Origin of the sequence: Kitasatospora sp. NPDC050543 (genome assembly GCF_044457565.1) — a bacterium.
Taxonomy (GTDB): Bacteria; Actinomycetota; Actinomycetes; order Streptomycetales; family Streptomycetaceae; genus Kitasatospora.
The window spans coordinates 15,296-36,889 of sequence record NZ_JBITGZ010000040.1; the positions used below are offsets into that span (position 1 = coordinate 15,296).

Consider the following 21,594-nt stretch of genomic DNA (forward strand, 5'->3'; position numbering starts at 1 on the left):
AAGACGGCCAACGCTCACCCTTCCGGGCGATGGCACCACAGCTGTTGCATTCGCTAGGCTCACCTTCGCCGCTGCTGACCTGCACTGCTCTACCCGCCACGCGTCATCAGCCCCAGAGAATTCGCGCCCTCGCCACACGCCAGGGCGAGGACGCGAACCGGCGGGTGCTGAAGACGTTCGCCGACACCATCCAGCAGGTCCTCGGCCGGGAGATCATCCCCGGCGGCGCCGGCGAGATCGGCGAGGAGATCCGCTACCGCCTGGACGCCTGCGTCATCCTCGCCCAGGACCGGCCGGAGCTGACCAGCATCGAGCAGCTCGCCCTGGTCGCCGTCGGCGCCATCACCACCACCGCGCCCAGCACCGTCCTCAACGACATCGCCGCCGACCTGCCCGCGCTGTGCGACGCCATCGACAACGCCCTCACCCTCGCCGGGGCGTAGCCAGCCAGCACCCCGGGGTGTCGGGGGCGCGGGTCGATCAGAGTTGGCTGTCGGAGCCCGAGAAGGTCGCACCCCCGGGGCTCAGCCGGCGACGCCCCGAACCCGTGGCGGAGCGCTGCCGCTCCGCCTCGGCGAGGGCCGACGGTTCCTGGAACGGGGCACGCTCCGCCGGCAGCAGCCGGTGCCCCTCCTCCTTGACCGGCACATCGAACAGGGAATCGGAGAAGGGCCGCCATAACGGGCGCCGGTCAGCAGACATTGGGAGCACCACGCCGTAGCGGTCGCGGCGCCGTTTCAGGAGCTCAGATGGTCCCGCGCAGTTTGGCCAGTGCCTCGTTGAGCAGGATCTCGCCGTCTTCCTGGCTGCGGCGTTGCCGGACGTAACCCAGGTGCGTCCTGTAGGGGGCGCTGCCCTGGGCGACAGGCACGTTGTCGCGGTCGGGGCCTGCGGGCAAACCACAGCTGCGACAGTCCCACGCCTGCGGGACCACCGCCTCGATCGCGAAGCTGATCTGGGTCCGGTGGCCGTTGCCGCACCAGAACGACACCGCTGTACGAGGGGCGAGATCGCCGCGCTCGGACTCCCCCATCGGCCCCGAACCGATCCGCGCACCCCTGATGCCGCCACGTCCCTGTGCCACGATCGCTCTCCTCGGCCATGATGTCCACGCCTCGGTGTGCATGGGACGCCCAGCGTACGGCCACCCCCGGCAAACCCGGCCCACAGCCCCCCGCGCAGGCGCTGGGCCGTCGCCGATCTCCCGCCGACGCGGTCACCGCAGCGGCGGGTTGGCGGGCGAGTACTGCGGCTCGCTCCAGCGCAGGGGCAGGGCACCGGGCAGTTCGACCACCGCCGTCAGGTCGAAGGTGACCGACCGCTGCTGCCAGTCGGTCCGGGCCTCACCGGTGAGCAGCAGGAGGTCCCCGGTTTCCCAGTCGGGGAAGACGAGTCCGGCAGGAGGGTTCAGTTCCAGGTTGCCCAGTGTCATGTAGGCACCGTTGCCCGGGAATTCGCGCCAGCGCAGCGACGTCGGGGAGAGTGTCTCTACGAAGCCCGGGTTGCCGCCCCGGTGCGAGGCGTCGGCCCGCCCCTCGCGGTCCGCGGTGGCGAGGAAGAAGGTGTCCGCCGTGCCGACCACGAGCCGCTGAACCGTCGTCAACTCGTCCCCCCAGCGCCCAGGTCCGGGCAGGGGAGCCGGGGTGTCCCGAACCGGGTCCCGCTTCTGGATGTACTTGGGGCAGTTGGAGAAGACCTGCTCGGCATGCAGGACAAATCCCAGGTCACGTGCGTGTGCGGTGCCGTTGACGCGCATCCGCCGCCGCGTGGCCGGTTCGAGTGCGAGCGTGCCCACCTGTATGGTCGGCCTGCCCAGAGCGTCATGCAGCGGATCGTCCGGGTGCGGCACTGCGGCGACGCTCATTGTCCGCTCGTCGGGGACGGATATGAATCCCGGCTCACCGGCGAGAACCGTCGTCCACATCCGTCCGGCTCCGTCAGCCGCGCCGACGACCAGCAGCTGACGCTGCGCCAGAAAGGCTGCGGCGACCGCCGGAACCGTGTCGCGAATGCTGCGCCCGAGATGATCGGCCCGTTCGGTCTCGCCGGCGAGCGCCTGGGCGGCGCGCTCGCCAGGGTGGTAGCCCACGGCGGCCACCGGCTAGAAGAAGCCGCAGGTGGGGGCATCGGTGAACGGGGCCTTGCCCTCGTCGGCGACACCACTGCTGGTGAAGACCTCCAGACGCGTCCCGTCCGGGTCGCTGAAGAAGACGCCACCGGAGTCGCGGCCCTCCCCGTGTGGGACCACGCCGTCGTACTGGAAGGTCGCACCGCGCTCCTTCAGCGCCCACTCCGCCTCGCGCACCTCTGCCACGGTGTCGACCTCGAAGGCGAGGTGGTGCAGCCCGGCCCGGTCGCGCTCGTGCGCTCCGGCGGCCTGCTGCCAGATGGTGAGTACCAGTGCCCCGTCCTTGCCGAGGCGGGCGACGCGGCGCTCGGGCGCGGTGCCCGGGGCAGAGCCGCCGAGCACCTGCAGGCCGAGGACGTCGCGATAGAACGCGACCGAACGATCCAGGTCGGTGACGTTGATACCGACGTGTCCGGTGCGGAGGGAAGCGGGCATGACGGGACTCCTGTTCGGAAAGCAGTGCGTTCTAACCGTTCACTTTGATGCTAACGGTTAGACGCGAAGGCATGCAACCGTTCGAAGGACGCTGAACAGTTAGACTCGTCGCATGGACGCCCTCGCCGATCCCCGACCGCTGCGCGGCGAACCGCTGTCACTGGACCTGCTGAACACCCGTTGGCACGACGGTCAGCTCTTCCATCGGCCCGACGGCCTCGCCGTCTGGCTCTCGTCCAACGGCCTGACCGGTCGTGCTCCCGACGACCAGGCGACGCTGACCGCGCTGCTGGAGACCCGCGACGCCCTGCTCGCGCTCCGCGCGGATCCCCACGACACCGCCGCGCTGAACGCCGTCCTGGCCCACGGCAGGATCCGGCGAACCCTGGGCGCCGACGGCCTGCCGCACCATGAACCCGAGGTCGCCGACCCCTCCTGGCTCCCGGCCTGGCTGGCCGCCGACGACTACCTGCACCTGCTCGCGCGCGGGCCGCAGCGGATCCGCGAATGCGCGCACGAGCGCTGCATCCTCACCTTCTTCGACACCTCACAGAACGGCCGCCGCCGCTGGTGCGACATGTCCGGCTGCGGCAACCGCGCCAAGGCGGCCCGCCACTACGCACAGCAGAACCATCAGCCGAGGTAGGTGCATGCCGACGAAGTCGAAGGTGACGGCGAACGGCTTGAAGAACTCATGAGTGAAATTGCCGATGCCGTCGAACCCGGTCATGGCCTCCCACGGCGTCGGCCCGACGGAGCCGGGAAGGTGCTGGCCGACCGCGTCCCCGATGCTGATCCGGTCCGGGGTGATCGGATAGACCGTGGCCGTACCGCCGTTGACCGGGGTCGGATCGGACCAGTCGATGGTGATGCCGGCCCGCTCGGCGTTGGCCGCGCTCGTGTTGAGGCCGATCGCGATGGCGCCGGTGTCCATGACGGCCACCCAGGGGCCGTAGTCGTTGAGCTTCCCCAGCGTGCAGGGGAGGTGGTCGCCGGCCAGCCACAACGGCTGCGGACGCAGGCGGCGCGGGCGGGCCCGGCGCGGAACGCCCGTTGCTGTGCGGTTGTCCTCCGCCGCAGGACGAGTGACCGCCCCCGGTAGTCGATCGTGGTCAGGAAGTGGTAGAGGAGCGCGGTTCCGATGGTGCCGCTCGGCACCACGCCGTTGGGAAAGGCCAGGATCGCCCCGTCCATCCAGCTGACCGGCACGTTGTGCAGCTCGATCTCCCCGATCCGCAGCGTCGACGCGATGCCGAGGAAAGTCGTGACGGTCCTGCCGTTGATGGTGGCCGTCGTGGCGCGGCCCGCCACCTCCACCGGTGCGGCCGCCGCCGTCTCCGCGGCCATCCGCTGCCAGACCCGTTCGGCGACCGCGAGTTCGTCGCGCTCGGCCCGCAGCTCCGCCAACTGCTTGACCAGCTGCTCTTCCAGTTCGCCCAGCTCCACGCGTCGCGCCGCGATCCGTGCCGCGATCTCGGACTCCACCATGAACCGGATGGTAGGCGGCACAGAGCCGACGACGCGGAGGAACCGACGAAACCGCCCCGACCCGCCCCGTCAAACGATCAAGACCGCAGACTCCCGCCCGCAACCAGCACGGGCACCCCGACCGAGCGCCACACCAGCCCCTCCGACCAGCACGTTCGAAGTTGGCGAAGGCTCAGTGGGGCGCCCACCACCCGCCAGGCGCGCTGGCGCCTGGCAGCCGGAACGGCGAACAGCTCGGCAGCACCGCGGCGCCGTCGGAGGCGGTGGTGGAGACGCCCGGGTTGGTGCGTCGGGCGGCGGGAGCTGGTTGGGCCGGCTTCTAGGCCATGCCGACCAGGTGTGCGATTCCCTGTCCGAGGGTGTTGAGCGGGCCGAGGTAGTCGGGTGCGATGAGTGCGGGCAGGAGCCCGACCGTCTGGAAGAACGTGGGCGTGCGCACGTGGTAGTGGGTGACCCTGCGGGTGGTGGTGCCGATGAAGAGGGAGTCGAACATGAAGTCGGATTCCCGGGTCATCCCCCGGCTGACGACCTTGCGGACCCATAGCTGGAAGCAGCCGAGCAGGGTGAGGCCGGCCAGCGCGCTGAAGACCATGCCCAGCAGAGAGGCGGGGCCGCGGCGGATCTCGGTGAAGGCGCTGCCGACGATGATCGCCCAGGAGATGGTGATCGCGATGCCGAGGAGTCTTGGTAGGCGTCTGAGGGCCGCCTGGGCGTACTCGTTGCCGGTGGCTGCGGTCTCCCGGACCCGCTGTGCGAAGGGGACGGTCGGGTTGTCGGGCCGGGTTGTCGGGTTGTCGGGCCGTTCCGGAACCGCGACCTGGCCGGTAGTCGGGTTGTCGGGCCCTTGGTACACGCCGGTCCGGCCGGCGACCGGGTCGTCGGGCCGCATTGTCGGGTCTACTGGCCGCTCCAACAGCGCGTTTTGGCTGGTGGGCGGGTTATCGGGGGTTGTCGGGGCTGTGTCGTCCACGGGGTGGACGACTTCACCGACGATCGTGCGCCCACCTGGCCGGGCGGGCTCCTCGTCTCCCACCAGGCGCCAGCCGAGCGACTCGCGCAGCCGACGCAGCTGGTCATGTTCCTCGTCGAGGATTTGCTGGATCGCGCCGATGGCGCCGTCGACGCCTTGGAGGCCGTCGCCCAGGATGTCGCCGACCCGTTCGACGGTTCTCTGCGCGGAGAGTCCGAAGACGGACTTGAGCCTGTCGATCTCGGTCTTGAGGCCAGCGATCTCCTGGTTGGCGTGGCCGAGCATCTGCTGTGCGACGTCGCGGTCGTCCTCGGCCTCGTAGCGGGCGAGGGCCATCTCCGCTTCCCGGGCCCGGACGTCCTCGATCATCACCTCGTAGGCGGCGATCCGGGCGGGGTCGGGCGCCTGGTTGGCCAGGGCCGCCTCCAGCTGCCGTTCCAGGTCCGCGATCTGGTGGACGTAGTCCTTCTCTTTGCCGAGCGCGAGGACCACGAGCAGTTCGAGGCGGTGGTTGGTCTCCTTGAGGGCCGCCTGTGCCTCGTACATCTGGCCGATCTTGTCGTACGTGGCGATCAGGCGCTGGTCGGCGGAGAGGTTGTCGGCGGCGGTCAGGGCGGCGGGCACCTCGACGACAGGAGGGTTGGCGCGCCGTGCGGCGCGCCGGGTTTCCCGGCGGGCGCGTTCGGCGGCCGCGACCTTGCTCCACAGCCCTTGAGCTTCCTTGAGCCGCTTGTTCACCGTGACCGCGTCCGCGGAGCAGATCTGGACGACCGCGCTGACGAAGTACCAGTCGAGGTTGCCGCCGGCGAAGCGGTTGTAGACGGTGTCGAGCGAGGGGACCCTGCCCTCGCCGAAGTCGATCGGCTGGAGCTTCGCGTGGAAGTCCTTCACCCTCAGCCCCGAGGCGTCGAGCCACTCCCGCAGCGTCTTCGCGAGGTCGTTGACCGCGCTCGTCGGCCCCTTCAGCTCCCCCCACGGTGCGCCGGGGCGTCCCCCGGCGCCTCTTTCGATCTCTCCCATTCCACCCTTCCCCTGGCCCTAAATCCTGTGGTTGTCGGGCTTGGTGGCGGGGTTGTCGTGCCGGTAACCCGTTGCCGCTTCGCCCTGTGGTCGTGCTGATCCACCGTCATACCAGCCGCCTCATCCGGAGTGCAGCCGAAGGACCGATCACAGGGGAGAACCGCAATGAAGAACCGTCCGAACCGCAACACGAAGCACCGGCCCTCGGTGAAGCCCCGGACGGGTCGCCGGCGCAACCAGCTCGTCCTGGCGGTCGTCAACGCCGCCGTCCCCGCCGCCACCGCCGCGATCGTGGCCTGGGCCCTCGCTCACATCCCCTGGTAGAGACGGGGTGGGCCCGCCCAGCCCGGGCGGGCCCACCCGAACAGCCACAGCCCGCACTTCGACGCGGGGCACGACTGTGAGGCGGGCCGAGGCCGCGGGGTGCGGCACCGCCTGGCCGTCGCGGCGGCGATCGGGGCGCGGTGTCGGCGTGCGCCAAACTTCGGCTGGCGGGTCCTGGTCACGACACGATCCGCCGGCCCGCTCTCCCGGCCCGGCCGGCGCCGCCTCACGGGTTTCCAAGCCCGCCGCAGCGGTGCGCAATCCCGGCCTGGTCGAGATCCTGCGGGACGAGGACACACGCAGGGCCGTGCAGGAAATCTACGACGAACTGATCCGTCCGCAGGTCCACCACCGCTGGTGATCTGCATCAGGCATGCGGCGGCCCCGAGGCCGAGGCAGGCGCCGGGCCGCCGCACGGGAGCGGTCAGGCGGCCGGTGCCGGGGCGGGTGCCGCCGAGGTCGGCCGGCTCGGGGCGGGAGCCGCGTCGGGCCGGGCGGTCGCCGCGGGTGCCGCCGCGTTCGCTGCGGGTGCCGCCGCGTTCGCCGGGGTCGAGGAGGCGGCCGGCCGCATCATCAACTCGGCGCTCTGCCGCGCCTGTTCCATCTGTGGGGTGACGGCCGCCGCAGCGGGCTGCTCCAGGGCCGGGTTGCCCCGGGCCCGTGCGGGCGCGGCGGATTCCGGCCGGGCACCCAGTACGTAGCTGGCGGCCTCGTCGAGGCTGACCGTGCGCTGCAGGTGGGTGGCCAACCTGCCGGCCTCCCGCCCGAGGGAGGCGACGTCGTTCCAGCTGAGCGTGAGGACGACGCGGAGTTCGGCGTTCCCGTCCGGCAGAGCACGGAGGGGCGATATGGGCAGATCGTTCACGGGACCATCCTGGGTTCGGTGCGGACGACGGACGACCGGTGCGGCCTCGCGTTCATAGGGAAGAGGGGCATTTCGGCGAGCCATCGCGCCACTTTGCACACCTTTTACCTTTGGGTGGCCCGAACGCGGTCGTGCCCGGAGACTCACGGGAGCCCTCTGCCGGGAGAACCCGCACACGCGGCCGGGCGCCGAACTCGGCCCACTCCGCGCAACGCTGATGATTCGGCCCTTTCCAGGGACGGGCGCCGTGGCCGTCGGCCCGGCCCGCCGCGGGCGGTACCGGGGCAGGCACAAGACGCAGTACGGGGCCACTGCCCCGGTGCACAGCCCGTTGCGCCCCGTGGACTTGAGACGATCCGACGCTCCCGTGCTGGCCCCCAGCGCGGTCCAGGAGCTCGTCGTACCTCGTGGGTTCCCGGCCCATGTCAACGCCGCGCAACGGCGCTCGCCTTTGCACGACCGGGCTCTTCAGCCTGATTGGCAGGGCGATGGTGCCCGTCGGGGATGGCCGGGATGTGCGTCTCGCAATGGCACGAGGCTATCCGCTGGACCGCTGTTCGCCGCGTACGGCGCTGCCATCGGCCGGGAGGCGAAGAGCCAAGTCACCGGCCTGGCGCTCAAGCCGCGGCCGTCTGGCAGCAGCGGCTCGGGCCGCAGTAGGTGCCCCGGTTGCCGGCAGGAGTGAGGCCGGGCCAACTGCCTGGGTGCCGTAGCGGCCGTTCGCCTTGTCGACGACGGGTTCCAGGCGTCGCTGGTCCTGGGTGGTGCGGTCGAAGGTGAGCTGGACGTAGCCATCGCAGGCCGGCGCGAGCTGGCCGGCGCGGACGGTGATGGCGCGCACCCGGGCGCGTTGGAGACCGAGGCCGGCGTGGATCAAAGCGCGCGGGTTCCTCGATTCCTGGACGGGGTGGAGCCCGAACCCGTGCGCGTGTTGCAAGTTAATCCAGCTGTCGGCGATCCGGTTCGGCTGCTTAAGCTCAGGCGCTAGCCGGCGGGGCGGAGTGTCGCGGCAGGCTGGACGGTCCCGTCGCCGAAGCGCGAGTTGATCCGGTCCAGTGTCTTCTCCGCGACAAGGCCCTTCTCGCGCTGGTGGTCGAAGGAGATCTGTGAGGCGAGAGTGTCGGCATCCCGGAGGTCCTCGCCGAACAGGCTCAGCCTGGTAATGCGGGCGCGTTGCAGGCCGGCGGCGTCCATGAGCCGGTAGGCCGCCGCGCGGAGGTCCTGGGTGTAGGCGGAGGGTTCCTTCAGCTGCCCGGTGCGCTCCCATATCGCGCCGTCGGCGAGGCGGACCTGAATGGTGAGAGCCCCGGCGGCCTGCCGGCGACCGCGCAGGTCCCGGCCGAGGCGGACCGCCAGGTCCAGTAGCACGCCGCGGGCCTCCGAGCCTTCCAGGACGTCCCGCTCGAAGCGGTGCTGCACCCGGGCGCTGGCCGGCAGTTCCTTGGCCACCACCCGGCGCGGGTCGATACCCCGGGCCCGGTCGGTGGCCAGCCGTCCAGCGCGGCCGCCCAGGATCCGCTGGACGGTGGCCGGGCGGGCGGCGGCCAGCTGCCCGATCGTGGTGAGCCCGTAGCGCGCCAGCTTCGCGCCGCGCTTGGGCCCGATGCCGTCCAGGGCCGCCACAGGCAGCGGTGCCAGGAAGCGCTCTTGCTCGCCTTCGGTCACTGCCAGGACCCCGCCCGGCCAGCGCACCTGGCCGCAGGCTGTTGCCGCCATGGCCCGGGTGGTCGCAACGCCGATCTGGACGTCCACGCCCAGGAGAGCCACGGACCGCAGTCGGACGAGATCGGCGAGCCGCTCCGCCGTCGAGCCGAAGTAGGCCTCAGCCCCGCAAACATCGATCAGCGCCGCTCCAGGTGGCATCGCCTGGACGACCGGGGAGATGCCCCGCAGCACCGTCAGCAGGCCCTGGAAGGCGTCAGCGGACAGCGGAGCGCAGGTGCGTACATGCAGGATCCGCTGTTCTGGTCGTCGCTCGCTCATCGGGCCTCCCTCCATCTCCAAGATATCGAACATTAATCGAACATGGCAGGTGGAGAGTATGGACTCACGCTGGGCTCCGATGCGACTTAAGCCCGCTCCGATCTGCGGCGACTGACACGCCAGCACGATGAGCTCAGCGATTGCTCACGCGGAGCGCGGAGGGCCGCGTGGCGTCTCCCCGGTGCTCGATGACGAACTTCGTGGCTGCGGAGCGGAGCCGGGCTGCGAGTTCGTGGAGGGTGGGGACGGTCAGGCGTTCACCTCCCTGCTGACCAACCTGGTGATCTTCCACAACACCCTGGACATTGCGGAAGCCGTCTGCCAGCTCCAGAGCGAAGGGTGGAGCGTCGAGCCCCAGGACCTCGCGCAGATCTCCCCGTACCTGACCGAGCACATCAAACGCTTCGGCGAGTACTCGACCCACGAGCTCGCCGTCGCGCCCGAGAACTACGACAGCCGCCTGGACGTGGACTTCAGCGTGCTCGGCGAGGAAGAGGTGGTGGCCGCGTGACTATCAAGCCGACTGTTCACGTATAGCTGCCGCCAGATGACAGAGGTGATCGCTGTTACCGCCCGTGGCGCCGTCAGTGGGCGGCGTCCGGGTTTGCGGGCGCCTTGCCGGCGGTGGTGAGAATGAGCGCGGACGGGTGGTGGAGCGAGACTTCGGCCGGCATGAGTCGGGCGGTTGTCGCCAGGGGCTCGCCGGTGCCGGTATTGCGGGCGAAGCGTGGGTGGGCGCCGCCGCTGACCTGTAGACGGATCCGGTGTCCGGCGGGGAACTGGTAGGCGGTGGAACTCATCGCCACCGTGATGGCGGCTGGGGTGGCTCCGGTGGGTTCCAGCCGTCGCAGGCCGTCGCAAACGTTGGTCGAGCGGCCCCGGACGTCGATGTCGCAGAGTCGGGCGAAGACGTCGGCGTGGCCGGTGCCCGTGCCGATCAGTAGTTCGACGCCGACCGGTCCGAGGACGCGGATCGGTTCGGTGAGCGGGGCCGTGGTGAAGGTCAGCACGTCCTCCCTGGTCTCCAGGGAGGTGTTGTCCCGGGCCCCGGCCTTGTTGGACAGCAAGGGGCCACCTGTCGAGGGGGTCGGATCGGCCGGGTCGTAGCGGAAGGACAGCAGCGGTGCGGTGTCTTCGGGGGCCCGGGTGCCGAGGGTGCCGTCACTGCCGAGGTACCAGTGGTGGTCCGTCGTGGCCGGTGGCCAGTCGGGGAGGTCGTGCCAGGTCTGCCCGCTGCCGCCCAGGTGGGCCCGCACCGGTGTCTTCCGCAACCCCGAGGGGTCGTCGCACAGGTGGGCCCGCAGCCAGGCCAGGCTCTCGGCGAAGACTTCGGGCCAGCCTTGCTGCAGTGCGGAGTTGTGCGACCAAGGGCCGACGAGCAGAGTGCTGTCGCAGTCGGCGCGTCGCAGTCTGTCGTACTGTCGCAACGTTTGGTCGAGGTTCACGTCGTTCCAGCCGGTGATCAGGCAGGTCGGCACCGCGAGGCATTCCGCCGAAATGCCCGCGTCGGACCCTTGCCAGTGCGCGTCGTCCGGGTCGGGACGGGCCATCGCCTCCTCCAGGAACGGCACCCGTCTGCCCAGTCCGGGGACATACGCCTCGCCGAGGGGGAGGGTCCGGGTGATCTTCCCGAGGTGGCGTTGCAGCCGGAGGGCGGCCCGCAGGAAGCGGCCGACGCCCAGGTGCTGGTACGTCAGGCCCAGGGCGACCACGAGGGCATTCTCAAGGTTGAACGCGCCTTGGTGGTAGAAGAAGGCGTGCGGGTCGTGCAGGCCGACCTGGACCACCATCGCGCGCAGCTCCGGCGGTGGGTCCAAGGCCAGTGCCCACTGGACGTATCCAAGGTAGCTGGCGCCGATCGTCCCCAGCGTGCCGGAGAACCAGGGCTGCTCGCGCAGCCAGGCGACGGTGGCCTGGCCGTCAGCGGCCTCGTTGTGCCACAGGTGGAACTCGCCGCCGGATCCGCCGGTGCCGCGGCAGCTCTGCAGGACGACGTGGAAGCCCTGCTCCGCCAGGAGTACGCCGTACATGGGTGCCCAGGGAAAGCCCCGGCCGTACGGCGAGCGGACCAGGAGCGTGGGGAAGTCTCCGTCGGCCAGAGGGAAGTAGTGGTCGGTCAGCAGTGCGCTGCCGTCGGCGGCGGGCACCACGAGGCCGGGTTCGTAGGCGATGTCGTGGCGCTTCGGAGGCGTGCCTCGCAGGGAGCGCCTCATGACCCGGGCGGACAGGGGCGGCTTCTTCACGGACGAGTGGGGCGTCGCCGTCGTCACGGTGCCTCGATTCCTGGAGCGGGATCCGTCATATTTCTCGTACGTTGTACGAGAATAGCGGATGGTTGGATAGACGACAGGAGAGGGGAGGGTCACCGTGGCCCCTACAGGCCCATCCGGCCGCAAGGCCGGTGTGGATCCGGAGCTGCTCTGGTCACAGGCCGAACGCCCGCGGCTGGGGCGGCCCCCGGCGCACAGTCGCGCCGCGATCACCGCCGAGGCAGTCGCCATCGCCGACGCCGAAGGGCTCACCGCCGTCACGATGCGCGCCATCGCGTCCCGGATCGGAGCCGGAACGATGTCCCTCTACAGCTACGTCCCCAACAAGGAGACGCTGCTGGAGCTCATGATCGACCGGGTCAGCGGCGACCACCGGCTCCCGCCCGAACCCTCCAGTGACTGGCGCGCCGACCTACGGCAACTCGCCCACGAGCAACGCGCGATCATGCGGCGCCACCCATGGCTGCCTGCGGCATTGCCCGCACGGCAGACACTCGGCCCCAACACACTCGCCGTCCTGGAGTACGCACTCGCCGTACTCGAATCCGCCGGCCTGGATGCCCAGGCAAGGCTGGAGACCTTCAGCCTGCTCACCGGCTTCGTGGCCAGCCACGTCTCATACGAACTCGCCCAGGAACAGGCAACCGAGGCCGCCGGCCACACCTCCGGCGAGCTCCTCAACGCAGAGGCCCGCTACCTCCAGGCCGTCACCGCTAGCGGCAGATACCCCAAACTCGCTCAAACCCTGACGCCGACAAGCAAGGACCCCACCTCCCGAGCAGTCTTCGACCGGCTCCTCGACCGCATGATCAACGGGCTCACGGCAGGAACGTGACCTTCGACGAAGGTCGGCTACTCGCCGCCAGCAGTTTGCTGCGCGATCGTCAGGGCAACCGGGCCATGTTCTGCCGCGGTAAATTGCGGATTTACCGCGACGGAGCCTTCCGGCCCCGAATCGGACCCCCGCGATGGTCTCGCATGTTCGATCGAGCATGATCACCACCGTCGGGGGTGAGGTGTACGCATTTGCCGCGACAGTGATGGAGGGGCGGGCGAGGGGGGCGATCGAACAGGCGGCCGTGTCAGAACCTGGGGGCGCCGCCCACCGCCGCCACGCCGTCGACGTGATCACCGGAACCACCGACCCGAGCTGAACAACAGCGAGGCGCCCGACGGATAGTCTTGCTTGCTCGGCCGATTCAGCGAAGGGGGCGGACTGCCTTGTGGGGGTGGGCGGCGTGGACGTACTTCATCGCGGTGGAGTCGGAGACTCCGAACAGGCGCATGAGATGCAGTGGGTCGGCGGTCTGCTGGGCTTCGAAGAGCAGCCGGTCCTGCCACAGGGCCCGTGCAGTCGTACCCACCTGCTTGAACGCGTACGACTGCAGGAACCCGCTGATGGGCGGACCCGCGATGTCCAGGGCCGTCTGGCTGCTGACCAGCAGATAGGGGTTGGATGAGGTCGGCCAGGCCTGTCGGCGTTCGCGAAGCCAGGCGCCGATCAGTTCCACCGTCAGGGCGTCGAGGTAGACGGTGTGCCGTCGATAGCCACGCCGCAGCACAAGGCGGCCCCGGGCCAGGTCGACGTCGCCCAGCCGGATCTGCGCGGCCTCGGAGGGCGGGACCGCGTGGACGGCGACCAGCGCGACCAGGAGCTGGGCCAGCGGACCCCGGGCCCGCTCCAGCAGACCGGCCAGTTGATCGCTGGGCAGGGGGTTGGGCAGCGTGACAACGGCGGGCAGGGAGATGCCCCGGGTGGGATCACGGAAGATCAGCCGTTCCTGTCTGAGCGCACGGAAGATGCTGCGGAAGACGTAGTGGACACTCCGGGCCTGAGACCCCTGCCGGGCCTTCAGTGCGGCGGTGAAGTCCTCCGGGGTGATCTCCCGCAGACTCTCGACCCGGCCTGCCCACTCCTGCAGGACCGGAAGGGCCCGTCCCAGGTCGGTGCGGATCCGCTGCGAGTTCTGCGTCGGATGCTGCAGCCGGCCTTGGCCCTTAAGGACCTTCACCCAGCAACGCAGTTCCTCGGCCATAGGAGCAGGCAGTTGCCGCAGCTTCGCCTCGATGGCCGGCATATGGATGTCAGCGTGTCGGCTGGGGTCCGGTTCGAGTAGGCCCTGCTCGGCTAGGAACCAGATGACCCGTTGTCCGCTGATGTTGTTGTCCAACGCGGCCAGGGTGCGCAGGTCGCGCTCCCGGATGGGGGCCGCCACCCCGAGCCAGGCCACCACGATTCGCAGAGCCCGCAGCATGGCCGTGTGACCGTGGGGGTTCGGGTCGACCAGGCGGCTTTGACCACGTGAGGCGCGGGTGAAGTCGGCCAGAAGCCGTTCGGCCTGCCCGGTCAGTACGGGAAGCTGGTCGGCGGAGAGCAGTCCAACCCGCGCCCAGTCCCTGTCCAGCGCGAACAGCGTGCCCTGGTCCGGGTCGACCAGGTGCGCGGACAGCGGCCGCTCGGGCTTGCGCCGACGGTCACGCTCTCGCTCGCGCGCCCGCCGGGGCCGCTCGTCGGGGTCGTAGCCGAACGACCCCTGCTCGTTCTTCAGTTGGACCGCTGTTCGCCCGTTGATGGCGATCTGCAGCTGCGTCCACGCGGGGTCGTCGTGGGAGCCATGTTCGCGGACATGGATCGAACAGCCCCGGCAGCGCCGGTCCTTGGCCGAGAGCGGCAGCGCCGAGCGTCCGCATCGGGTGCACGGTCCCACGGGGTAGCGGCCGACGAGACTCTTCCAGGTCTCGCAACCACGGCACAACCCTCTGGTGACACCCCAGCAGCCGCAGTGCCCGCAACTGCCGGTCGGCCACCGCGAGATCCGCGGCTTGGCCCGCAGGCGCAGTAGACCAGCCCGCCGCAGGACCTCTGCCGCTCCTTCGACCATGTAGCCGGGCACCTGGTCGAAGAACTCCTCGGCCACCAGGTCCTCGCCCTCCGCATCGCGCAGGGACAACAGAAAGCGCAGCCGGCGCCGGACGCCACGATCCCAGGTGTCGCTGACTCCTCGTTCTCCGGCCAACCTAACGACGAGGTCCACCAGCAGGTCCCACTCCGGCCAGGTCCGATCCGCGATGCGGTTCAGGTGCTCGGCAGTGATCTGGCGAGGCAGGTCGAACAGGGGCAGTTGTCCGCGCAGGACAGGTGGCATGACCCGGGGGTCGTCCCGGCGCACCTTCGCCGCTGCCGGATACCTCAACGTCCCGTCGGCGTACCTCCCGTTGGGAAGGACGAGCCGGGGCAGGGGCATGGCGACGGAACCGCGGATGCCGGGCAGCAGGAGCAGGAGCTGCGTGGACCCCGGTGCCACGGGGTCGCCCGGGGCCGGGGCAAAGCCGTCGGCCCGCAGCGCGATCAGACAGTGCCGACAGCAGTTGTCGGCGTTGAGGTGCAGGTGGTGCCGGCAGCGCCGACACCGCTCTCGGTCCGGATACTTGCGGCGCCACCCTCGGCAGGCGCTACAGGTGCTGCCGGAGAAGGAACCCCAGTTCAGGCACTCGTCACACTGTCGGCCGTTCCGGTTGCCGGTCATGTCTCAGTTCGGGGGCAGCAGTCGGCGCGGTCCGTCGCGTCGGGGCGTCGGCCGAGTCGGGCCGGAGCGGTTCTCCCGGTCGCCGACGGCCTGCGGCATCTGGTCGGCGACCGGCACCGCGGCAACCGCCTCGGCTTCGAGCAGGTCTGCGACCGTGCAGTTCAGAGCCGTACAGATCTTGTCCAGGTCATCGAGCCGGATCGTCACCGGCGTGCTTCCCCACAGCGCCGCGACCTTGCTCAACGACGGGTTGAAGCCCACGTCCTTGAAGGCGGCCAACAGGTCGGTGGGCCGCCAGATGTCCCTGTGGGCAGCAACCATGCGCAGGTTCCACTTCACCGCAGATTCCCCTTGTCCATGACGAGCCGCTGGGCGGCCCGTGAGCTCGCGGCAAGATTGGCATGCTCGGGGTCCGCGTGCGCGGTCGCCATGTACCGGACCGTCGTGGTCGCCCATTGATGGCCCAGGACCTTCTGGACCTCCCACAGCGACATGCCGCGCTCGTAGTTGTGCGTGGCGCACGCGTGCCGCAGCAGATGCGGGTGGAGATCACGGACCGGACCGGTCAGATACTGCGCTGACGCGCTCTTCAACAGCCGCCGGAACGTCGCCGGGACGATGGCAGGAGCGATGGGCAGGTTCAGGTCCGCCACCTTGCGCGGCAGGCGTTCCGAGGGCCACAACGGCGCGCTCGGGTGGTCCGTGTCATCACCGAATCGGCCGCGGACCTCCTCCATGTACCACCACAGCAACTCCCGTCCCTCGCGGAACAAGTACGCCTCCCTCGGGCGGGGGCCGGAGCCATTGGCCCCCTTGCCCTCCACGACGAACCGGCCCCACTGCCCCAACTCCCAGTGGACGTCGCCGATCCGAACCCCGCACAACTCTGCGGCCCGTACCCCGGAGAGGTAGGCGATCTTCGTCATGACGTAGTCGCGGCAGGCGACCCTCTCCTTACGGGCGTTGGGCAGGTCCTCCCGCCACCGGCCGAAGAAGTCCTTCAGTGCCGCCTGCGACGGCGGCACTCGCAGACCGAAGTCCCCACGGTGTTGGGGCCGGTTGAACGGATCAATCGGCGACTCGACCCCGGCCCCGAACCTGCGCGCGATCTCCCCGGCATAGCGCTGTTCCAGGAACGCGTAGAACCCGTCGATCTGGTTCATCTTCTGACGGACAGTCGACCGGGCACGCTTCCCCTGGCCTGCGAAGTACCGGTCCACCTCACGCGACGTGAGCCGCCAAGGCACCGTCCCGTAGAAGGAACAGACCTCGATCACCGGCTTGACCAGCTTGTCGATCGTGGAAGGCGCAAGCCCGGCCGCATCCCGAGCCCACTGGTACTCCGAGAGCACATCGACGAAGAACCCCTCCTCGTCCTCGGCGGACAGCCGGGCTTCCCGCCGCCGCTGCAGCGTGACCACGTCTGCCAGGCCACTCTCGACCAGCCCGACCCCGTCCACCTCGTCATCCGACCGCGGGGAAGCAGGGCGGAGGAGCGTCAGCACGCGACTTCCAGAATCTGCCACAGCAACGCAGATTACTGGAGCTACTCGCAGATTCGCAGGAATATCGGCAGAATCATGGAGGGCTCACAACGCCCCCATCACACCCGTCCGACCAGCTGAAACGCAGCTTCGCGCCTTCGAGCACCGTGCCGGGAACCCGTGCGGCCTCCACCTGCGTACAGGGCGTCGCGCAGGGCCGGGGTGTGGGCGGTGGGTTCGCGCAGGGTGCGGGAGCGGGTGGTGGTGGAGCGGTCGGCGTAGGTGACCGTCAGCTCCAGAGCGCGGGTGGTCTGCCGGGAGGTGCGCAGGCGGGCGCCGAGGTCGGTGCCGAGGTCGAGCAGCGCCTGGCGCTGGACACCGGGGTCGAGAACGTCGGCGTCGAAGCGGCGGCTGACGGTGAGGCTGGCGGGTGGGCCGTTGGGGGCAACGGTGCGTGGGTCGATGCCGTGGGCGCGGTCGTGCAGGAGGCGGCCGGCCGCGGCGCCGGTGATGCGCTGGATAGTGGGCAGGGGCAGGTCGGCGAGGTCGCCGATGGTGGTGACGACGTAGCGGGTCAGGGTGCGGCCGAGCTTCGGGCCGATGCCGGGCAGGGCTTCGACGGGACGGGAGCGCAGGAACCGTTCGGTGTCCGGTGAGCCGGCGGTGAGGATGCGGGTCTGGCCCACATGGCAGGTGTCGCAGGCCAGGGCCGCGTGCAGACAGCTGGAGTTCACGTGGGTTCGTGGGGGCCCGCTGGGGGGCGTTTGGGCTGTTCCGGCTGGTCAAGGGCGTGCTGGCGGCGCCCACTCGTTCGTGTGGGATTTCGCCTGTAACTCCTGGATTCCTGGAGAATCGAGCGTAATTTGCCGGTTCGTGGAGGATTCCGGATCCCGTGGCCTAACTCTCCTGCCGCCGCCCCCGCCGTCGGGTCAGGTCGGCCCGGGCTTGACCGAGTCAGGCTTGGCCGACGTGGTCACCTTGCAGCGGCGCGCGGCCGCCGGGTCGTCGTCGGAGGACGCCCGGGCCCTGTTCCAGGACACCCTGGCCGAGTACTGCTGGGCCCGCGACGTCGCCGGCCTGGCACCCACCACCTTGCAGACCCTGGTCAGCCCGGTGATCGAGGTCTGCCGCTTCTACGACACCGTGCCGTGGGAGCTGTCCCCGCGGCAGCTCGACCAGTACTTCGCTGGGGCCGGCAAGCGCGGCCCACTCCACCGTGCGTGGGAAGATCACCAAGATCGACCGCTTCTTCGCATTCCTGGAGCAGCGGTACGCCGGGGAGATCGCGCAGCGGTTCGGGGTCGGGGTGGAGTCCCCGGTCGACCCGTTCAACCGTCCGCGGCACCGGGGGGACTTCGGGCTGCGGGTGCCGCCGTCGGCGCGGGCGATGAAGGAGTTCTTCGCCGACTGGCGGCAGGCGCTTCCGGCGGCTCGGAAGTACCCGCTGGCGGTGCGGGACTACGTGATGGCCAAGACCGCCTACATCTCCGGGGTGCGGGCAGCGGAGCTGTGCCGGGTACGGATCGGGGACCTGCGCTGGGAGAACGGCCAGTGGGGGCGCTTCCTGGTGCGAGGCAAGGGCGCGCGCGGGTCGGGGCGCCGCGCGAGCGCGAGGCGTTCATGTTCGCCGAGGGCCGCGAACTGCTGTGGTGGTACATGGAGGACATGCGCGGGTGCTTCCGCGACGATCCGTCCGATCCGCTCGCGCCGTTGTTCCCCTCCGAGCGGCTCCCCGGCGGGCTCGTCTCGTTGGACACCCTGACCGCACCCGCACTGGGCGAGGACGCCTTCCGCCGTGCGCTGAAGAAGGCGTCGAAGCTCCACCTGCGCGGGTCGGTCACCGAGTTGTTCCCGCACCTGCTGCGGCACGCCTGCGCGACACACAACTACGAAGCAGGGATACCTCTTTGGGATATCCAGGTCTTGCCGGGTCACCGGTGGCCGACAACCACGGTCGGCTACCTGGCCACCGCCCGCGGCAACCCGGAGCTGCGCGGGCTGGAGTCGTCCCGGCGCGCGGTGCGCCGGCTGAGTGAGGAGATCTAGTGCGGCGCCGCACTGATCCTGCGAGGGTCAGGATCGCCCCGACCGTGGTGGCCGGGGCGATCGATGCCACACGGTGGAGCGTCAGTTCTCGGTCAGGATGGCCGCGAAGCCGGACAGTGTGCTGTTGATCTCTGCCAGGTCGAAGGCAGCGGGATCGAACTGGTCGGCGGTGTCGAGGCCGAGCCATTCGAGGCGTTCGTCGTGTTCTTCGTGGGCGGGATCGGCGAGGATCTCGATGAGGTACTCGTATCCCCACATCCCGCCGCAGTCCTCGGGCGGGCAGGCACGGCGGCCGGTGAGGCAGCGAGGGTAGGCGATACCCGGTTCGGCGCCGGTGACGGCCTCGACGAGGATGTCGTGCTCCCAGTCGTCGCCAAAATCGTAGGTGTAGCCGAACCGGTCGCCGACGCTCGGGGCGACCTGGTCAAGCCGCCTGGCCGCCGCGCTGCGGATCCCCAGCTCCCGATCGGCGAGGCGCTGCCGTCGATCCCACCGCGGTCGCGGTTGACGTCGCGGCTGCGTACCTCGGTCGGGGAAGCGGTCGCCGACCGCGGACGGGCGGTGGTGCAGGCCGCGCGCGACTTCGAGGTGTCGTGGCCGGTGGCGAACACCGCGTTCACGGCCGCGGCCGAGGCTGCGCTGCCGAAGGACACGCCGCCGGTGACGCACCTGGGGATCGACGAGACCCGACGCGGGAAGGCGAAGCTTCGCCTGGTCGAGGCGCCCGACGGCGGTGAGATCTGGGAAGTCGTCGCCGACCAGTGGCACATGTCGGGCTGGTTGACCTGGTCGGCGGTGCCGGGCTGCTGGGGCAGGTCGAGGGCCGCACCGCGGCGAGTGTGTCGGCGTGGATCGGCGCCCAGACTCGCCAGTGGCGGGCCGGGGTCCAGGTGGTCGCGATCGACATGTGCACCGTGTTCAAAGCCCCGGTGCGCGACTCGCTGCCGCACGTCAGCACGTGGTGGCCGCAGATCCTCGCCGCGATCACGACCGGCGTCACCAACGCCGCCTCCGAAGGGATCAACAGGGCGATCAAAAACCGACGCCGTTCATCTTTACGCGAACGCGTTGTCAGTCGAGTATCGCCGAACCTTGACCGGGAGATGCATAAAGGATTCATATAAAGCTGCTATGCTTCAGGCATGAGTCGCCGAGACGCCGCGCACGGCGCTTCCGATGCCATCGGGTCAGCCCTCTACGGTCTGGCCACCAGGGCCGTGAGACGCCTTCCCCGCGACATGAGCCTGACGTCCGCCGCCACCTTGGCCACCCTGGACAAGACCGGCCCGCGACGGATCACCGATCTGGCGGTGGCCGAGGGCGTCACCCAGCCCGCGATGACCGTCCTCGTCCGGGTGATGGAGGAATCCGGGCTGGTCGAGCGGAAGGGCGATCCGTCCGACAAGCGGGTCACGCTGGTGTGCCTGACCGAGGCCGGCGCGTCGTACGTCCGGACGCGACGCCGGGCGGGCGTCGACGCGTACGCGCGGTTGATCGACGAACTCACCGGTGACGAGGTCGAGGCCTTGGCAGCAGCCCTTCCGGCGCTGCTGCATCTGGCGGAGCTCGAAAGCCACGCCCGAGAGGAGTCGGACCGGTGACCGCGGCCCAGGCTCATGACCAGCCCATGAGCACTGCCCTGATACGTTCCGAGGCACGTCTGCTGGTCCCCGCCCTGATGTTCATCGCCCTGGTCGTGGCGGCGGTCGCCAGCCTCGGGACGCCGCTCATCACCAGCGTGGCGACCACGTTCCACGTCTCCCTCGACAGCGCGCAGTGGACGCTGACCATCGCCCTGGTCAGCGGCGCCGTCGCCACACCCGTCCTCGGCCGGCTCGGAGCCGGTCCGCACCGGCGGGCCACGATTCTCGCCACGCTGGCGATCGTCGTCGTCGGCAGCGCGCTCACCGTGCTGCCGCTGCCGTTCGCCTGGCTGCTCGTGGGCAGAGCGGCCCAAGGCGTCGGACTCGGTCTCACGGCGCTGATGATGGGCGTGGCCCGCGACCATCTTCCCGAGGAGCGCAGCGCGGCCACGATCGCCCTGATCTCAGTGGTCTCCATCATCGGAGCCGGCGTCGGCTACCCGCTGGCCGCGCTGGTCGCCGAGTTCGGCGGACTGCGGGCCGCCTACGGCCTCGGCCTGCTCGTCACCGCCATCGCCTTCGTGACCGCGTGGCGCTCCATGCCCGCAGCTCCCGAAGGCCGCTCCGCTCACGTGAACGTGGCCGGTGCGCTCGTCCTGGCGGGTGGACTGCTCCTCGTCCTGCCCCTGGCCGGCGAGAGGAGCCTGTGGAGCCGACACCTCGCCGTGGCGGTGACCCTTGCCGTCGCCGCCGTACTCCTGCTCTGCGTCTGGACCGTCTCCGAACTGCGAACCAAGACGCCCCTGGTCGACGTCCGGGCGGTACGGCACCCGGCGGTCGCCGGGGCGAACATCGCCATGTTCGTCGGCGGGAGCGGCATGTACCTCCTGCTCACGCTCATCACCCGCTACGCGCAGACGCCGCACAGCGCCGGCTACGGCTTCGGACTGACCACCTTCGTGGCGGGGCTGGTCCTCATCCCGTTCTCCGTGCTGGGGTTCGTCGCCGGCAAGCTCACGCCGCGGGTCCGGACGCGGATCGACGGCCCCCTGCTCCTGGCCGGCAGCGCCGCCATCGTCGGCGGCGGGTTCGTCCTGTTCGCCACCGCCCGGTCCAACCTGGCCGAACTGCTCGCGGCCATGGGCGTGCTGGGCTTCGGCGTCGGCAGCTTCTCGGCCGCCATGCCCGGCGTCATCCTGGCCGTCACCCCCAAGAGCGAGACATCGAGCGCCATGAGCTTCAACTACGTCGTCCGCAGCGTCGGGTACTCCCTGGGCAGCGCCATCGGCGGCCTGATCCTCGCCGAGGGCACCGGCCCCGGCCACCTCTTCCCCGACGACAGCGCCTACACCACCGCGGCGCTGGTCGGCATCGGCGCCATGGCGATCACGACGCTGACAAGCCTCGCTCTCGCCCGCCGACGCTCGTCCGAGACCAACCCGTAAGTCAGATGCACTCATCCAACACTGGA

Annotated in this window: 23 protein-coding genes; 9 read left to right on the forward strand and 14 right to left on the reverse strand. The window is 70.1% G+C overall.

Annotation, left to right across the window (positions count from 1 at the left end):
- Positions 1-164 precede the first annotated feature (164 nt).
- Positions 165-443: a hypothetical protein gene (locus tag ACIBH3_RS31600; protein WP_396315538.1), complete on the forward strand. Its 279-nt coding sequence runs from the start codon at positions 165-167 to the stop codon at positions 441-443.
- A 37-nt stretch (positions 444-480) separates the two neighbouring features.
- Here the strand turns inward: ACIBH3_RS31600 and ACIBH3_RS31605 are convergent, their stop codons facing one another.
- The 4 genes from ACIBH3_RS31605 to ACIBH3_RS31620 all read right to left on the reverse strand — a co-directional run bounded on the left by ACIBH3_RS31605 (position 481) and on the right by ACIBH3_RS31620 (position 2,563).
- Entirely contained in the window at positions 481-702 is a 222-nt protein-coding gene (locus tag ACIBH3_RS31605) for a hypothetical protein (protein ID WP_396315539.1), read from the reverse strand.
- 43 nt (positions 703-745) lie between these two features.
- A complete protein-coding gene (locus ACIBH3_RS31610; RefSeq protein ID WP_396315540.1) occupies positions 746-1,084 on the reverse strand; it encodes an RNA polymerase-binding protein RbpA in 339 nt (112 codons plus the stop codon).
- A 132-nt stretch (positions 1,085-1,216) separates the two neighbouring features.
- The gene (locus ACIBH3_RS31615; RefSeq protein WP_396315541.1) at positions 1,217-2,089 is read right to left on the reverse strand and encodes a pyridoxamine 5'-phosphate oxidase family protein; all 873 of its coding nucleotides are present in this window, start codon (positions 2,087-2,089) and stop codon (positions 1,217-1,219) included.
- A gap of 12 nt (positions 2,090-2,101) precedes the next feature.
- A complete protein-coding gene (locus tag ACIBH3_RS31620; protein WP_396315542.1) occupies positions 2,102-2,563 on the reverse strand; it encodes a VOC family protein in 462 nt (153 codons plus the stop codon).
- Positions 2,564-2,675: 112 nt separating this feature from the next.
- On the opposite strand from ACIBH3_RS31620, the gene ACIBH3_RS31625 reads away from it, so the two are divergent.
- The gene (locus ACIBH3_RS31625; protein ID WP_396315543.1) at positions 2,676-3,209 is read left to right on the forward strand and encodes a CGNR zinc finger domain-containing protein; all 534 of its coding nucleotides are present in this window, start codon (positions 2,676-2,678) and stop codon (positions 3,207-3,209) included.
- Here the strand turns inward: ACIBH3_RS31625 and ACIBH3_RS31630 are convergent.
- Positions 3,111-3,497: a hypothetical protein gene (locus ACIBH3_RS31630; protein WP_396315544.1), complete on the reverse strand. Its 387-nt coding sequence runs from the start codon at positions 3,495-3,497 to the stop codon at positions 3,111-3,113. The genes ACIBH3_RS31625 and ACIBH3_RS31630 overlap by 99 nt on opposite strands.
- 873 nt (positions 3,498-4,370) lie before the next feature.
- Positions 4,371-6,041 carry a hypothetical protein gene (locus ACIBH3_RS31635; protein WP_396315545.1) on the reverse strand — a complete coding sequence of 557 codons (1,671 nt, stop codon included), beginning with the start codon at positions 6,039-6,041 and terminating at the stop codon, positions 4,371-4,373.
- A gap of 165 nt (positions 6,042-6,206) precedes the next feature.
- On the opposite strand from ACIBH3_RS31635, the gene ACIBH3_RS31640 reads away from it, so the two are divergent.
- Entirely contained in the window at positions 6,207-6,365 is a 159-nt protein-coding gene (locus ACIBH3_RS31640; protein ID WP_396315546.1) for a hypothetical protein, read from the forward strand.
- 424 nt (positions 6,366-6,789) lie between these two features.
- On the opposite strand, the gene ACIBH3_RS31645 is transcribed toward ACIBH3_RS31640, so the two are convergent.
- A complete protein-coding gene (locus ACIBH3_RS31645) occupies positions 6,790-7,230 on the reverse strand; it encodes a hypothetical protein (RefSeq protein WP_396315547.1) in 441 nt (146 codons plus the stop codon).
- Between the two features lie 984 nt (positions 7,231-8,214).
- A complete protein-coding gene (locus tag ACIBH3_RS31650) occupies positions 8,215-9,213 on the reverse strand; it encodes a hypothetical protein (RefSeq protein WP_396315548.1) in 999 nt (332 codons plus the stop codon).
- 181 nt (positions 9,214-9,394) lie between these two features.
- Here ACIBH3_RS31650 and ACIBH3_RS31655 point away from each other — a divergent pair, with 181 nt between their 5' ends.
- Positions 9,395-9,724, forward strand: coding sequence for a Tn3 family transposase (locus tag ACIBH3_RS31655; RefSeq protein WP_396315549.1), 330 nt, complete (start codon positions 9,395-9,397; stop codon positions 9,722-9,724).
- A 73-nt stretch (positions 9,725-9,797) separates the two neighbouring features.
- On the opposite strand, the gene ACIBH3_RS31660 is transcribed toward ACIBH3_RS31655, so the two are convergent.
- Positions 9,798-11,426 carry a CocE/NonD family hydrolase gene (locus ACIBH3_RS31660; protein WP_396315550.1) on the reverse strand — a complete coding sequence of 543 codons (1,629 nt, stop codon included), beginning with the start codon at positions 11,424-11,426 and terminating at the stop codon, positions 9,798-9,800.
- A gap of 190 nt (positions 11,427-11,616) precedes the next feature.
- Here ACIBH3_RS31660 and ACIBH3_RS31665 point away from each other — a divergent pair, with 190 nt between their 5' ends.
- Positions 11,617-12,318, forward strand: a complete 702-nt coding sequence (locus tag ACIBH3_RS31665) for a TetR/AcrR family transcriptional regulator (RefSeq protein ID WP_396315572.1) — start codon at positions 11,617-11,619, stop codon at positions 12,316-12,318.
- A gap of 364 nt (positions 12,319-12,682) precedes the next feature.
- On the opposite strand, the gene xerC is transcribed toward ACIBH3_RS31665, so the two are convergent.
- From xerC to ACIBH3_RS31685, 4 genes are all read right to left on the reverse strand, one after another.
- Positions 12,683-14,629: a tyrosine recombinase XerC gene (xerC, locus tag ACIBH3_RS31670; protein WP_396315551.1), complete on the reverse strand. Its 1,947-nt coding sequence runs from the start codon at positions 14,627-14,629 to the stop codon at positions 12,683-12,685.
- Between the two features lie 384 nt (positions 14,630-15,013).
- Positions 15,014-15,349, reverse strand: coding sequence for a helix-turn-helix domain-containing protein (locus ACIBH3_RS31675; protein ID WP_396315552.1), 336 nt, complete (start codon positions 15,347-15,349; stop codon positions 15,014-15,016).
- Positions 15,346-16,512, reverse strand: coding sequence for a tyrosine-type recombinase/integrase (locus ACIBH3_RS31680; RefSeq protein ID WP_396315573.1), 1,167 nt, complete (start codon positions 16,510-16,512; stop codon positions 15,346-15,348). The genes ACIBH3_RS31675 and ACIBH3_RS31680 overlap by 4 nt, the downstream gene beginning before the upstream one ends.
- Positions 16,513-16,613: 101 nt before the next feature.
- Complete coding sequence (locus ACIBH3_RS31685; protein ID WP_396315553.1) at positions 16,614-17,228, reverse strand: DNA polymerase thumb domain-containing protein; 615 nt, start codon at positions 17,226-17,228, stop codon at positions 16,614-16,616.
- An 817-nt stretch (positions 17,229-18,045) separates the two neighbouring features.
- On the opposite strand from ACIBH3_RS31685, the gene ACIBH3_RS31690 reads away from it, so the two are divergent.
- Positions 18,046-18,540 carry a tyrosine-type recombinase/integrase gene (locus ACIBH3_RS31690; protein ID WP_396315554.1) on the forward strand — a complete coding sequence of 165 codons (495 nt, stop codon included), beginning with the start codon at positions 18,046-18,048 and terminating at the stop codon, positions 18,538-18,540.
- Positions 18,541-18,621: 81 nt separating this feature from the next.
- Here ACIBH3_RS31690 and ACIBH3_RS31695 read toward each other — a convergent pair whose 3' ends face one another.
- On the reverse strand, positions 18,622-19,308 hold the full coding sequence (locus tag ACIBH3_RS31695; protein ID WP_396315555.1) for a plasmid pRiA4b ORF-3 family protein: 687 nt from the start codon (positions 19,306-19,308) through the stop codon (positions 18,622-18,624).
- Between ACIBH3_RS31695 and ACIBH3_RS31700 the strand changes: the two genes are divergently transcribed.
- The 3 genes from ACIBH3_RS31700 to ACIBH3_RS31710 are packed head-to-tail and all read left to right on the forward strand — an operon-like array spanning position 19,302 to position 21,568.
- Positions 19,302-19,664, forward strand: coding sequence for a transposase (locus ACIBH3_RS31700; RefSeq protein WP_396315556.1), 363 nt, complete (start codon positions 19,302-19,304; stop codon positions 19,662-19,664). The two genes, ACIBH3_RS31695 and ACIBH3_RS31700, sit on opposite strands and share 7 nt — an antisense overlap.
- 18 nt (positions 19,665-19,682) lie before the next feature.
- Complete coding sequence (locus ACIBH3_RS31705) at positions 19,683-20,141, forward strand: MarR family transcriptional regulator (RefSeq protein WP_352345670.1); 459 nt, start codon at positions 19,683-19,685, stop codon at positions 20,139-20,141.
- 26 nt (positions 20,142-20,167) lie between these two features.
- On the forward strand, positions 20,168-21,568 hold the full coding sequence (locus tag ACIBH3_RS31710; protein ID WP_396315557.1) for an MFS transporter: 1,401 nt from the start codon (positions 20,168-20,170) through the stop codon (positions 21,566-21,568).
- Positions 21,569-21,594: the final 26 nt, after the last annotated feature.

Excerpts from the sequence above, each read along its gene's own strand:
- ACIBH3_RS31710 (WP_396315557.1), top strand. The coding sequence starts at position 20,168 with ATGAGCACTGCCCTGATACGTTCCGAGGCACGTCTGCTGGTCCCCGCC.
- ACIBH3_RS31620 (WP_396315542.1), bottom strand. The coding sequence starts at position 2,563 with ATGCCCGCTTCCCTCCGCACCGGACACGTCGGTATCAACGTCACCGAC.
- ACIBH3_RS31635 (WP_396315545.1), bottom strand. The coding sequence starts at position 6,041 with ATGGGAGAGATCGAAAGAGGCGCCGGGGGACGCCCCGGCGCACCGTGG.
- ACIBH3_RS31605 (WP_396315539.1), bottom strand. The coding sequence starts at position 702 with ATGTCTGCTGACCGGCGCCCGTTATGGCGGCCCTTCTCCGATTCCCTG.
- ACIBH3_RS31660 (WP_396315550.1), bottom strand. The coding sequence starts at position 11,426 with ATGAGGCGCTCCCTGCGAGGCACGCCTCCGAAGCGCCACGACATCGCC.
- ACIBH3_RS31705 (WP_352345670.1), top strand. The coding sequence starts at position 19,683 with ATGAGTCGCCGAGACGCCGCGCACGGCGCTTCCGATGCCATCGGGTCA.
- ACIBH3_RS31650 (WP_396315548.1), bottom strand. The coding sequence starts at position 9,213 with ATGAGCGAGCGACGACCAGAACAGCGGATCCTGCATGTACGCACCTGC.
- ACIBH3_RS31630 (WP_396315544.1), bottom strand. The coding sequence starts at position 3,497 with ATGGACACCGGCGCCATCGCGATCGGCCTCAACACGAGCGCGGCCAAC.
- xerC (WP_396315551.1), bottom strand. The coding sequence starts at position 14,629 with ATGCCACCTGTCCTGCGCGGACAACTGCCCCTGTTCGACCTGCCTCGC.
- ACIBH3_RS31640 (WP_396315546.1), top strand. The coding sequence starts at position 6,207 with ATGAAGAACCGTCCGAACCGCAACACGAAGCACCGGCCCTCGGTGAAG.
- ACIBH3_RS31625 (WP_396315543.1), top strand. The coding sequence starts at position 2,676 with ATGGACGCCCTCGCCGATCCCCGACCGCTGCGCGGCGAACCGCTGTCA.